This window comes from Nostoc sp. (genome assembly GCF_036917815.1).
Taxonomy (GTDB): Bacteria; Cyanobacteriota; Cyanobacteriia; order Cyanobacteriales; family Nostocaceae; genus Nostoc.
On the sequence record NZ_JBALEK010000079.1, the window covers coordinates 25,765 to 38,250 of the forward strand.

The 12,486-nt window shown below is 42.1% G+C and carries 11 protein-coding genes, 1 tRNA gene and 1 pseudogene; 7 read left to right on the forward strand and 6 right to left on the reverse strand.

Annotated elements, in window-relative coordinates:
* Positions 1-75: 75 nt before the first annotated feature.
* Positions 76-198, forward strand: a complete 123-nt coding sequence (locus V7K97_RS23850) for an SUMF1/EgtB/PvdO family nonheme iron enzyme (protein WP_334803521.1) — start codon at positions 76-78, stop codon at positions 196-198.
* A gap of 461 nt (positions 199-659) precedes the next feature.
* Positions 660-786, forward strand: a pseudogene (locus V7K97_RS23855) (NAD(P)H-quinone oxidoreductase subunit J); the annotation flags it as partial.
* Positions 787-877: 91 nt separating this feature from the next.
* Here the strand turns inward: V7K97_RS23855 and V7K97_RS23860 are convergent.
* The 3 genes from V7K97_RS23860 to pdhA form a co-directional block, all read right to left on the reverse strand.
* A tRNA-Lys gene (locus V7K97_RS23860) sits at positions 878-949 on the reverse strand.
* 61 nt (positions 950-1,010) lie between these two features.
* Positions 1,011-1,880 (reverse strand): aldose epimerase family protein, encoded by an 870-nt coding sequence (locus V7K97_RS23865; RefSeq protein WP_334803463.1) that lies wholly within the window; start codon positions 1,878-1,880, stop codon positions 1,011-1,013.
* Positions 1,881-1,975: 95 nt separating this feature from the next.
* On the reverse strand, positions 1,976-3,010 hold the full coding sequence (pdhA, locus tag V7K97_RS23870) for a pyruvate dehydrogenase (acetyl-transferring) E1 component subunit alpha (protein WP_334803464.1): 1,035 nt from the start codon (positions 3,008-3,010) through the stop codon (positions 1,976-1,978).
* A gap of 771 nt (positions 3,011-3,781) precedes the next feature.
* Here pdhA and V7K97_RS23875 point away from each other — a divergent pair.
* From V7K97_RS23875 to V7K97_RS23890, 4 genes are all read left to right on the forward strand, one after another.
* Positions 3,782-6,088 carry an IMS domain-containing protein gene (locus V7K97_RS23875; protein WP_334803465.1) on the forward strand — a complete coding sequence of 769 codons (2,307 nt, stop codon included), beginning with the start codon at positions 3,782-3,784 and terminating at the stop codon, positions 6,086-6,088.
* A gap of 138 nt (positions 6,089-6,226) precedes the next feature.
* Positions 6,227-6,640, forward strand: a complete 414-nt coding sequence (locus V7K97_RS23880) for a XisH family protein (RefSeq protein ID WP_334803466.1) — start codon at positions 6,227-6,229, stop codon at positions 6,638-6,640.
* Between the two features lie 112 nt (positions 6,641-6,752).
* Positions 6,753-6,992, forward strand: a complete 240-nt coding sequence (locus V7K97_RS23885; protein WP_442936837.1) for a XisI protein — start codon at positions 6,753-6,755, stop codon at positions 6,990-6,992.
* 311 nt (positions 6,993-7,303) lie between these two features.
* The gene (locus tag V7K97_RS23890) at positions 7,304-7,531 is read left to right on the forward strand and encodes a hypothetical protein (protein WP_334803467.1); all 228 of its coding nucleotides are present in this window, start codon (positions 7,304-7,306) and stop codon (positions 7,529-7,531) included.
* A gap of 330 nt (positions 7,532-7,861) precedes the next feature.
* Here the strand turns inward: V7K97_RS23890 and V7K97_RS23895 are convergent, their stop codons facing one another.
* The 3 genes from V7K97_RS23895 to V7K97_RS23905 all read right to left on the reverse strand — a co-directional run bounded on the left by V7K97_RS23895 (position 7,862) and on the right by V7K97_RS23905 (position 11,871).
* Positions 7,862-11,296 carry a leucine-rich repeat domain-containing protein gene (locus tag V7K97_RS23895; protein ID WP_334803468.1) on the reverse strand — a complete coding sequence of 1,145 codons (3,435 nt, stop codon included), beginning with the start codon at positions 11,294-11,296 and terminating at the stop codon, positions 7,862-7,864.
* Between the two features lie 315 nt (positions 11,297-11,611).
* Positions 11,612-11,749 carry a hypothetical protein gene (locus V7K97_RS23900; RefSeq protein WP_334803469.1) on the reverse strand — a complete coding sequence of 46 codons (138 nt, stop codon included), beginning with the start codon at positions 11,747-11,749 and terminating at the stop codon, positions 11,612-11,614.
* Positions 11,749-11,871 carry a hypothetical protein gene (locus V7K97_RS23905; protein ID WP_334803470.1) on the reverse strand — a complete coding sequence of 41 codons (123 nt, stop codon included), beginning with the start codon at positions 11,869-11,871 and terminating at the stop codon, positions 11,749-11,751. Before V7K97_RS23905 ends, V7K97_RS23900 begins: the two co-directional genes overlap by 1 nt.
* A gap of 119 nt (positions 11,872-11,990) precedes the next feature.
* Here V7K97_RS23905 and V7K97_RS23910 point away from each other — a divergent pair, with 119 nt between their 5' ends.
* A complete protein-coding gene (locus V7K97_RS23910) occupies positions 11,991-12,170 on the forward strand; it encodes a hypothetical protein (RefSeq protein WP_334803471.1) in 180 nt (59 codons plus the stop codon).
* Positions 12,171-12,486 lie beyond the last annotated feature (316 nt).

Sequence of the window (12,486 nt, forward strand, 5' to 3'; positions counted from 1 at the left end):
CTATTATACACTACATTTAATTAAATTTCTCACTTAGTTTGAGGGTTTGAGCATGGGGCAGATCGATTTTAGCTGCTGCGTGGCGGTAGTTGGATCGACAATGCCAGGAATTGCCGTTCTGCCTTTCGCAATAGGAACGCGCGCGCGAATCGTAACAACAATGTTGGTTTTCGCGTGGTGGCGGTGGCTGTGGCGTGAGTATAGCGGTTTCCATTCAGATGCGGTACAACATTACATCACAAGGTGTAGGGGCACGGCAGTGCCGTGCCCCTACGGGTGTACCTCACGTAAACGAGAACCGCTATACTCCTCAAAGTCAGAGTTGATAAGTGGGAATTTATCGAGCGTACATCAGGGAGTCCAGACCTGAACCAGCGAGGAAGGCGACAACCTCCGAATATAAAACCGAGTCGGATAGCTTGGTAGGTTGCAAAACCGAACAGTTGTTCGACTCAATTAATTATTTGATTAAGATAAGACGCGATAAATCGCCGTCTCTACCAAGGATTGATTATTGTAGAGACGGCGATTTATCGCGTCTTTGTGACCTAGAATTTTTATGAAAAAACCTTAACCGAACCGTATTGGGAAGTTCCTTAGCCTCGATTCGTAGGTTGGGTTGAGGAACGAAACCCAACATTACCTATCACAAATTTCCAGGTGGTGTTGACCTTGAACCAGGACAGGAATTGGTGAGTGTATATTACTTGAATAAAGTGGGTGATAATAGCGATCGATCGCCCCGAAGAAGTTCGAGCTAAGGTGTTCTTACCACGATTTCCACCCCAGAAGACTGGGGGAGCAGGTTAGTAAATGTTATAAAACCCGCCTGAACCTTTATCCTCAAAGACTTAGCAAGTATTTTTTTCCTTAAATATGGGTCGCCCGGGATTCGAACCCGGAACTAATCGGTTAAAAGCCGAGTACTCTACCGTTGAGTTAGCGACCCTTTCGCTGCATTTCGCAACTTTGCAATCATAGCATAAACATCTGTAGATTTGTAAAGGTATTTAGAAAAAATTAGCAGTCAACCTGAAAAATGCTGTGTGGCTAGCTCCTGGCGCTAACACGGTCAGGTTATCACCAGTATTGAGAGAGTTACGGGTGGCACTCCACGGTTCTAGACAGTAAAATTCTTTGCCTTTGACCGTCCAAAATACCAGCCAGGTAGAGAAATCATCATAATCCAAGGTGAGTTTTAATTTCCGACTGTGATCTATGGCAGTGGCCGATTGACTAGTTAGCTGTCCAAAGGCAAAATCAATTTCATCACGGCTAAAGTCAAAATTGCCGTCAAAAGAGTGAATTTCTTTAGTTTGATTGTCTTGATACTGCTTAGAAGGAATTTCAACCTTTAGCCGAGTTTTATCACCACACAAAAAGTAGGGATGGAAACCAGCCGAAAAGGGCATTGGTGTGGATGACAAGTTTTTATACTCCTGACGCACTTCTAGGGTATTACCTTGAAGTTCGTAGGTGAAAGCCAGTTGAAAATCAAAAGGATAAACAGCCTTAGTTTGCTCATTGCTATTAAGAACAACAGTGAGACTAGCCTTATCTTCCGTTTTTTGTTCTGTTGCTGACCACGGTAATTCACGGGCAAAACCGTGTTGTTTGAGAGTATATTTTTGCCCGTTATGAGTGTAAGTATTATCTGGTAGATTGCCACAAATAGGAAACAAAATTGGATTCCCACCTCTGACACTCAACTCAGGATGAGTAAAGCGTTCAGTATCCAGGTAGAAAATTTCTTGCCCTTGAATGCGCCAACGGGTGATGATCCCACCGCGTTCGGGTACCACTTCCAATTGAGAAGCAGTGGTTTCATCTGAAAGGATGTAGGTTTTGTATTGTTGCTGTTGAACTGCAATGGTAAACACAAATTTTAGTCCTGGGTATAGGAATAGTTAGGAGTTAGGAGTTGTGAGTTAGGAGTTATGAATTGTTAACTCCTAACTCCTAACTCCTAACTTTGTTACTCGTCTTCTGCAAAAACGAAACGATATAATTCGCTGGGGTCTGGTTCGGGGCTGCTTTCGGCGAACTTAACTGCCTCGTCGATTACATCCTGAATTTTACGGTCAATGGCTTTGATTTCTCCCTCATCCGCCAGATTTTGCTCCAGCAAATAAGCTGCCAACTTCTTAATTGGGTCACGGGCGAACCAAAATTCTTTCTCAGCTTTGCTTCGCATTTCATCTGGGTCAGCCAAAGAGTGACCCCGGAAGCGGTAGGTAAGTGCCTCAATTAATGTCGGTCCTTCACCTGCACGGGCACGGGCTACAGCTTCTTGAGCCACGGCTCGCACTGCTAGTACATCCATACCATCTACTTCCACGCCCACCATGTTAAATACACTGGCTTTTTTATAAATTTCTGGCTGGGAAGTCGCTCGCTCGTGAGACATACCAATAGCCCACTTATTATTTTCGACCACAAACAAAATTGGCAGTTTCCATAAAGCTGCCATATTTAGTGTCTCAAAAAACTGACCGTTATTAGCTGCACCATCGCCAAAAAAGCAAGCTGTCACTTGGTCAGCATTTTTATCTCCCAGCACTTCGCGGCGGTATTTGCTTTGAAAAGCCGCTCCAGCTGCTACAGGAATTCCCTCAGCCACAAAAGCGTAGCCACCCAGCATACGATGTTCGGCAGAAAAAATATGCATGGAACCACCGCGCCCTTTGCTGCAACCTGTGGCTTTGCCAAATAATTCTGCCATTACCTCTCTTGCTGGTACACCCGCACTCAGAGCATGAACGTGGTCGCGGTAAGTACTACAAACGTAATCTTCACCCGGTCGCATTGACTGGACAACACCACTACAAACGGCTTCTTGACCGTTGTACAAATGGACAAAACCAAACATCTTGCCCCTGTAGTACATTTCAGCGCACTTGTCTTCAAACAAGCGCCCTAATACCATGTCCTCATACAACCGTAACCCTTCTTCTTTAGTAATATGCGTAGTAGCAGGATTAAATGTGGGTAAAGTACGCTCTTGAACCATTATTTTTGAGTATCCCTGTTGTACAACTTAAGCTTACGGTCTTAAATAAGTTGGTCTAATAACACCTCAGCTTTTAACAGGCTAGCGTTTGTAAGACTCAACAATCAAACTTTATTTATGCACCAAAAAAGGGTCTTAGGGAATAGCTGAATTTTTAATTTTTGATTTTTAACTTTTCAGCCCATGCCCGATGAGGATTTGACTCTAACGGCAATATCTGCCGCTTTCGGTTTTTCTCTCTCACTATTCCCCTTCATAGAGTAGCAATCAACATAGACTGCTTTCTGCATATCCATTAACAATTTCAAAAAAAGGAAGCAAAAGTCTTTATACCCAAATAGGTAATTGTAATTAAAGGTTAATTATGATATGATTTTTTTCTCGTGTTATCAGGGTCTAAATCCCCAATAGTGGTATTTTTGTTACCGCCTACTGGGAAAGTCCCAAAAAATCAATCATCAATAGATTCTTTCAACCACAACATTTATGCCGTGATTAAAAGCGGTAGTTGTGGTTTGTGGTATCGAAGGCTGATAATTAGTGGTGTTAAACAAAAATACTAAGAATTAAGACAAACAATTGAGGCTTTCTAGGCGAAAGCAAAAGATTAGTACTAAAATGTGACTCAAAATTTGGGGAAGGTATAAAACAAGTTGTTGCAATATACACTTGTAGAGTAAATTCCACACGTTATTATTAACATGGCACGGTTTTACAGACCTGGAACGCTCTAGGTGAATTATGTTGATCACGGTGCAGGGGAAGTAGGCTGTGCGAATTCCGCTAGATTACTACCGAATTTTAGGACTACCGTTGGCGGCAAGTGAAGAACAATTGCGTCAGGCATACAGCGATCGCATTGTACAATTGCCACGACGTGAGTATTCTCAGGCTGCAATTTCTTCTCGTAAACAACTCATAGAAGAAGCTTACGTGGTTTTATCAGATCCAAAACAACGCAGTACCTACGATCAGCTTTATCTTGCCCACGCCTATGACCCTGATAACCTTGCTGCTGCCGCAGTAGCACAGGAAAATCCTACAGAAAGCACCAAAAGGGTTATTAACACCCAAAGTCTGGGTATCGAAATTACCCAAGACGAATTAATTGGCGCTTTATTAATTTTGCAAGAGTTGGGGGAATACGAACTTGTACTGAAACTAGGTCGTCCGTACCTGGTAAATAAAAATGGTGCTACAAGTGCAAGAAAAAGCAATAATTTAGTAGGCGAAGAAATACCCGAAAGTGCTGAACATCCAAATGTTGTTCTCACTGTTGCCCTGGCTTGTCTAGAATTAGGTCGTGAACAGTGGCAGCAAGGTCACTATGAAAATGCCGCCATATCCCTAGAAACCGGCCAAGAATTGCTAGTACGTGAAGGGTTATTTGCCAGCGTTCAGGCGGAAATTCAGGCGGATCTTTACAAATTACGACCATATCGCATTTTGGAATTGCTGGCATTACCTCAAGAAAAGACTGCTGAACGAAGCCAAGGCTTGGAGTTATTGCAAAACCTCTTAGAAGATCGTGGCGGCATTGATGGCACGAGCAATGATGACTCTGGTTTAAATATAGATGACTTTCTGCGATTTATCCAGCAGTTACGCACCCACTTAACAGTCGCAGAACAGCACAAATTATTTGAAGCCCAAAGCAAACGTTCTTCTGCTGTTGCCACTTACTTAGCTGTTTATGCCTTGATAGCGCGGGGATTTGCTCAACGCCAACCTGCTTTAATTCGTCAAGCAAGGCAAATGCTCATGCGTCTGGGCAAGCGCCAAGATGTACATTTAGAACAGTCGCTATGTGCATTACTCTTAGGGCAAACTGAAGAAGCAACTCGTGTTTTAGAACTTAGTCAAGAGTACGAAGCTTTAGCTTTTATTCGGGAAAAATCTCAAGACTCTCCAGATTTGTTACCGGGGCTGTGTCTATATGCCGAGCAGTGGTTGCAACACGAAGTGTTTCCACATTTTCGAGATTTAGCAAACCAGCAAGCTTTCCTAAAAGATTACTTTGCCAACCAACAGGTACAAGCTTATTTAGAAGCACTGCCAACGGATGCAGAAACAACTAATGAATGGGCTGTAATTAACCCCCAATATTTTCCCCAGCACCAGACAAATAATGCCCCTTTCCCCAACAATTCAACAAGGAATTCCGGGAAATTTAATCACAGCAGAATACCTGATTTAGATTTACCAGAAACACCAACCAAAGAAACATCCGAATATTCAAACTTCTCACCACCTCTATGGAATTCATCTGGGAGTGTAAAATCAGAGATTCCTGCTGCTGAACGGATGAGCAGAGGCACTAATCAGCATTTGAATGGTTCAAGTAAGACTGCTGCACCAGAGCATAATCAAAAGCGTCGGCGGAGAAAAACGACTCCATCTGCTATCCGAGAGCGTGTGCCAGATAATCGTACTCATGCTCGTCGTCCCCGGCGGCGGCGAACTTTTGCTAACACCATAGAAGGGAAAACACGACTGGTATGGAGAGTGTTTATTTCTTTGGTGAGTATATTAGTTTTCTGGGTATTAGCCACAACAACTTTTGGATGGTTAAAAAATCTGTTTTTTCCGACGTCATCTGTGCGTGGTTCACAGTTGTTTATACAAATAAATGAACCACCAATATCTATTCCTGATCCAAATAGTAAACCAGAATCACCAGATGGGCCTTTAACAGATGCAACAGCTAAGGAAGTCATTGGGACTTGGTTATCTACCAAAGCCGAAGCTTTAGGGCCGAATCATGAGATTAATAATTTAGATAATATTTTAACTGGTTCAGCTTTATCTCAATGGCGGCTGATTGCTCAACAGGATAGATCAGACAACCGCTACCGTAAGTACGACCATAGCATGAAGGTGGAATCTGTAGAGAAAGTTGATTTATTTCCAGATCGTGCCACAGTGGTAGCTACGGTGAAGGAAGCGACGGAGTTATATGAAAATGGTCAGTTTAAAAAGTCTTCTAGTGATAATTTACGAGTTCGGTATGACTTGATTAGAGAACGAGCTAAATGGCGTATTCAGAGTGCATCTGTTGTGAATCAGATAATCAGATAAGTTGGAATTTTTAGATGATGTCTACTATTAAAAACCCACCAAGTCGAGCAATCCAATTGACCACTTGAGCGAGAGTGGGTGGTGTAGTATAAGGATCAAGTTGATGATGAATAGTGGTATAAAGGACTTGCCAATAATATGGCAAAAGATTTGTATCACGAGCAAGTTAAATGCGCTCTTGAAAAAGACGGATGGCAAATAACTCACGATCCATACGAATTGCGTATAGGTGGAGTTGAAATGTATCTAGTCATTGGGGCGGAACAGATTATTGGTGCCGAAAGGGGAAATGATAAAATTGCGGTTGAGGTGAAAAGTTTTATTAGTCCCTCAAGGATTTCTGATTTTCATTTAGCGCATGGACAGTTTTTAGATTATCGCTATGCTTTAGAAGATGAAGATCCAGAGCGAATTTTATATTTAGCAGTACCTCGTTTTGTTTATCAAACCTTTTTGAACTTAGCTTTTATTAATAGTGTGGTACAACGCAGTCGAATTAAGCTTTTAGTTTATGACTTAGAAAAGGAGACGATTGAGCAATGGATAAAGTAGCTCTTTACAGGCAATATATTCAACAACTAATCCAAGCAAAAGCCGATCGCTCGATGAAATCGGCAAAAAATGTTGAGGCTCAACCTATTTTTGATAGGGAGCGCGTTGGGCTTTGCCCCGCCGCAGGCATCGCTATCAGTTGGTGTATGTGGGTTGGAAGCAGAATGATATCAGGGATTATGGATGTTTGCTACATTTGGATATTAAAAATGGCAAGATTTGGATTCAATATGATGGTACGGAAGATGGTATCGCCTATGAGTTATTAAAATTAGGTGTACCCCATGAAGATATAGTTTTGGGTTTTCAACCTGTTAGGGTGCGCTCTGATACTGAGTTTGCTGTAGGTTAGGTTTAAATATTGATTGATGAATAGCGATCGCTAGTTCAATTTTCATCAAGTCAAAGGCGGGTATGATTTCAACCTATGCGATCGCGTCATTCACAACTAATTTTACAGCATACAGAAGGTTTTGAGTCTGCCAAATAAATTTTAGCTAAAATGTTCTAGTAACGTTATTTATTATAGCAGTTATCGTTTACGTGAGGTACACCCGTAGGGGCACGGCATTGCCGTGCCCCTACACCTCGTGATGTAACGTTGTACTGCATCTGAATGGGAACCGCTATAGCGATCGCTCAAGTTCCTCAATGCAACCCATTATGTTACAAACAATTCAAGGAACATACAGGAACGGCAAAATCGAATTAGCTGAAGTCCCACAAAACATTACTGAAAGCCAAGTTTTTGTAACTTTTTTAAGTTCTAAATCAGTCAGTTTAGATAGTCAACTTATGTCTTTTGGTATGTTTTCAGGTTCTCAGCAATCCACTGAGTCTGATTTCAAAGATGCTGAGTTTCATGGCGATGCTGACGAGGCTCTGAGTTAGACATGAATCTATCAAAATAAAAAGTACTGCAAAGTTAGTAACAATTATTTGGTAATTATTTTGCTTTGCGATCGCTAGTTCAATGGGAGCATCTTAATGAGTGTAAAAACACGCTTGCCCTGGCGAATGGAATTCGCGGCTATACAGACAAAACCCACCGACCTGGGTTTCAAATTCTTTGAGTCCGCGTAGGCGAACTTGGTTTGTGTAGCCGCGATTTCTAATCGCCAGGTATATTTGCACTCATTGAGATACTCCCAGTTCAATTTTCATCAAGTCAAAGGTGGGTATCATTTCCAGCCATGCGATCGCCCCTAGAGTTAGAAAAGTCTATTTAACAGGGGGAAGCTTTAGTTCTATGCCTAATTTGCTTCCTATTTCCATAACATCCTTTGTAAAGCCTGTCATGCTTGCAATCGGGGCAGCGACTACAGTAGCAGCAGTTAGTAAAGCTACTAGACGCTTTTTGAGTTCGGGTAAATTGCGTTCTTTTCCTGGCTTTTGAATTTCTACTTCTACATCACCAATATCCCTAATAATCTTGTCGTGTGTTTCTGGTGGAAATTGGGCAGCAGTTTGGCGTAAGTTGCCGATCAGTTGCATTAGTTCTGCTACGCTTGCGCCGCTTGTTTGGTTGAAGTTAGAGGCTTGTTGACTGGCGTTGTCTTTGACTTGGTTGGCAAGGTTGGCGATGTTTGCGCCTTGAAGGTTGTTTGTGAATTGAGGATTTTCTGACATAGCATTTGCCTCGGCTTTATTATTATTATTAATTTTAATTTCTCTGCTGACAGCTAGTTTAGCAATATCTCGCATATCTTCATAAGCAGTCCTATCATCTAAATCATTATCTGCTTTTTGTGATTTTCGACGCGATTCTACTGATTCATACCCATCTAAAAGTTGACGTAAATCGAGTTTTAATTTTAGTTTGCCGATGGTTATTATGCTTTCACCCATTGATTCGAGTCCGAGGAGTTCTTGGTAGTCGAGGGGTGGATGATTGGGATGGCCGGGAACGGGAACCCATTCGGTGATTTCGAGATTGGGGAGACTTTTGTGGATTTTTTGGAAGACATCGCGGAGGATGCCGAGAAATAAGCGGCGGGTTTCTTGGCGTTTGCTAATGGTGATGAAGATTTTTTTGTCTTCGGGATCGGCTTTGATCCGAGCGATGTTGTAGATTTCGTTGTTTTCTTGATATTGCAGCATTACGCCACTGCGCCAATAGATTTGGTTATGGATTTTTTCGTGGGTGTTGACGATGAAGCGGGAAATGATGCTTTCGGGGAGAACTTTGTAATGGTATTGAAATTCCAGGGTTTCGCCTTGGAGTTCTGTTTTGTCTGGTTGGTCTTTTTGGAGAAGTCCCGCAATTAGGAATTGTGGTGGGTAACAAGCTAATTCAAAGCCAAGCTCAAATTCTTTCATCAGTTCAATCAGATAGCCATGACGCTTGGTAGGGTAGCGCTCTGGATTGAGGATGCGGATGAGATCGGCGGGGGTGAAAATGCCTTTGGTTTTAGTTTTGAGGTTTTCATCGCTTAGGAGGGTGTAAATGCCTTCTGTAACCCAGTTGGGTTTGAGGACGTTGATATCTTTGAGGATGGGATGATCGCGGAAGTTGAGAACTAAGCCAAGTCGATGCAGCAAGTCGATCAGTTGGTCATGGTTTTGTTCTTCAGGGATTTTGTTGTCGTAGCAGATGCCGATGTAGCGGTTGTAGGTGATGAAGTCTTCAGTCATGGCTTCGAGTTGTTGTTTAACCTCGAACCATGAGAGGGGTAAAAGGTCGTAGACTTCTTTCAGATTGCCGATTTGCTTCAAAATGGCGGTGCGAAGTTCATCAATGCCGATGTTGTCTTGGCAGGAGGTTTCGATAATGGCTTGGATGTTGGGATATTTTTCGCGTAATGCCTTGCGGTTGATGTCGAGGGGTTGTTCGTCTTTTTTGTTGCCAACGATAATCACAGGGGACTGTCCGCCGAAGCTTTCGATTAGTTTCAGCCAATATTCGATGCGGTTTTCTTCTTCGCTGGTGCGACAATTACAGACTAGGAGATAGAGGCTGCGCTTAGTCAGAAAAAACTGATGGGTAGCATGATAAATTTCCTGCCCGCCAAAGTCCCAAACATTGAGGCGGATGTCTTTACTATTGACCTGCACGTTCCAAGTTTCTACATTGAGTCCGTCGGTTTGGGGTTGATTTTTATCATATTTATCGCGGATTAGTCGCTCGATGAGCGATGTTTTGCCGACGCTACCTTGTCCGATGAGCAATAGTTTGGCTTCGTGTAATGGTCGAGTTTTACTTGTGCTAATTTGCCTCAAGTAATTCAAAATCTTTTTTACATTTCTTGAATTAAGAATTTCTAATGGAATATTGGTAATTAAATAGTTATCAAGGACAAGCTGCGTCAGATTGGTTAATTTAGCAATCGCCTCTGGAATCTGCGTAATTCGGTTGTAACTGAGGTGAAGCTCTGTCAGATTGGTTAATTTAGTGATCGCCTCTGGAATCTGGGTTATTTGGTTGTGACTGAGGATAAGCTGCGTCAGATTGGTTAATTTAGCGATCGCCTCTGGAATCTGGGTTATTTGGTTGTAACTGAGGTGAAGCTGCGTCAGATTGGTTAATTTAGCGATCGCCTCTGGAATCTGGGTTATTTGGTTGTAACTGAGGTGAAGCTGCGTCAGATTGGTTAATTTAGCGATCGCCTCTGGAATCTGGGTTATTTGGTTGTAACTGAGGTCAAGCTCTGTCAGATTGGTTAATTTAGCGATCGCCTCTGGAATCTGAGTTATTTGGTTGTAACTGAGGTCAAGCTCTGTCAGATTGATTAATTTAGCGATCGCCTCTGGAATCTGGGTTATTTTGTTGTCACTGAGGATAAGCTGCGTCAGATTGGTTAATTTAGCGATTGCCTCTGGAATCTGGGTTATTTGGTTGCGACTGAGGATAAGCTGCGTCAGATTGGTTAATTTAGCGATCGCCTCTGGAATCTGGGTTATTTGGTTGCGACTGAGGATAAGCTGCGTCAGATTGGTTAATTTAGCGATCGCCTCTGGAATCTGGGTTATTTTGTTGGATCTGAGGTCAAGCTGCGTCAGATTGGTTAATTTAGCGATCGCCTCTGGAATCTGGGTTATTTTGTTGGATCTGAGGTCAAGCTCTGTCAGATTGGTCAATTTAGCGATCGCCTCTGAAATCTGGGTTATTTGGTTGTAACTGAGGTCAAGCTCTGTCAGATTGGTTAATTTAGCGATCGCCTCTGGAATCTGGGTTATTCGGTTGTAACTGAGGTCAAGCTGCGTCAGATTGGTTAATTTAGCGATCGCCTCTGGAATCTGGGTTATTTGGTTGGATCTGAGGTCAAGCTGCGTCAGATTGGTTAATTTAGCGATCGCATCAGGTATTTCAGTTAGCTCTACTCGAATTAAGATAAGTTCCTCTAAATGTAGTATTTGCGTTACCACATCGGGAATGCTCTCTAAAGGATTGCCACTAATATCCAACTTACGCAAATTAGGCAAACCCAATAGTTCCAGAGGAAGCGTTTTTAAATTGTTGCCTGAAACCTTTTCGAGAAGGCGGTTTCCTACTGGTTCATGACCTTTAACCTTCTTTCCCAAAATCAAAGACTCAAGCTGCTGCAACTTACCAATTTCCACAGGTAACTCAGTCAACTCTTGCCCCGACAAGTCTAACTCTCGCCAACCCTCAGCCACGGCGCGATCTATCAGTTGCAATAACTCTTCCTGCGTCATAATTCCAAGGAGAAGGGTAAAAGGAAAGAAGATTGATGAAGATTATCTTAACTGATTAGGGAAAATGCTAGATCATCATTTTTTGGCGATCTGTCAGTTTGCTGTTTGGGATATTGCGGATTTAGGCGATTGCTGTTCGGATAAGGTTTTTTGGTGATACGCCCTAGATCACAAAGACGCGATTTATCGCCGTCTCTTGCCTTCACCGAACCGTATTGGATCGCTGTTTGGAATATTCTGGATTTAGGCGATCGTTGTTCAATACTGTTCGGATAAGGTTTTTTGGTGATACGCCCTAGATCACAAAGACGCGATTTATCGCGTCTCTTGCTTAACCGAACCGTATTGGATCGCTATTTGGGATATTTGTAGATTTAGGCGTAGGCGTAGCCCGTCGTAGACATCGCGCTCAGATGATGGGAAAAGGCGATCGCAAAACATAATAGCCATCATTACCAATCAGCTTGAATTGCTTCCTGTAAATTAGCCGCCTCATCATCACTCAAAATACCAGCAAATTTCGCTAGAGGATGATGACTACGCGTTGTTTGAACCCGATGTAAAAAATCTAACATTACTTTGACTAACTCATCTGGAAGCTCTGCAATTTCTTAGATAAGCTGCTCGCGGCTAGTCATACATTTGCCCTCTTTAGCAAAGTTTATCGTCAATATTATAACGAATCAGGCTCAAAATGAATTACACAGGTTTAGCGATCGTTTCTGGCTATCTCTGTTATTATACCTACGATCAATTTTTGGCATTCTTTACAAAATTTACTGTTACGTTTTATATCGTATTCAATCAATTCATTCAGGAAATAGAACAACCATCCGTCACACTAAAACCAATATGGAAAATGAAACCAAATTGACGCTGATTAAAATTATTCACACGTTGATATGGGTATTCTTCAACTTTGTGATTTTCTATATGCTTTATGCCGCGATGCCTAGGTTGGCAAGCTACGCAAATAAACTCGATTCCTGGCTCTGGATTGGTTATGGATTGGTATTTCTAGAAGGGCTAACCTTACTAACGTTTAAATTACACTGCCCATTAAATCTGCTTGCCCGAAAATATTCAAATTCCCAAAAGGACAATTTTGATATTTATCTTCCAAGTTGGTTAGCCAAATATACTAAGTCGATTTATACATCTATTTTTGCAATCATTTTTATCATCACAAT

Coding starts and splice junctions, on each gene's coding strand:
- V7K97_RS23910 (WP_334803471.1), top strand. CDS start 11,991: ATGAATTACACAGGTTTAGCGATCGTTTCTGGCTATCTCTGTTATTAT.
- V7K97_RS23895 (WP_334803468.1), bottom strand. CDS start 11,296: ATGACGCAGGAAGAGTTATTGCAACTGATAGATCGCGCCGTGGCTGAG.
- V7K97_RS23890 (WP_334803467.1), top strand. CDS start 7,304: ATGTTACAAACAATTCAAGGAACATACAGGAACGGCAAAATCGAATTA.
- V7K97_RS23880 (WP_334803466.1), top strand. CDS start 6,227: ATGGCAAAAGATTTGTATCACGAGCAAGTTAAATGCGCTCTTGAAAAA.
- pdhA (WP_334803464.1), bottom strand. CDS start 3,010: ATGGTTCAAGAGCGTACTTTACCCACATTTAATCCTGCTACTACGCAT.
- V7K97_RS23905 (WP_334803470.1), bottom strand. CDS start 11,871: ATGTTAGATTTTTTACATCGGGTTCAAACAACGCGTAGTCATCATCCT.
- V7K97_RS23900 (WP_334803469.1), bottom strand. CDS start 11,749: ATGATGGCTATTATGTTTTGCGATCGCCTTTTCCCATCATCTGAGCGC.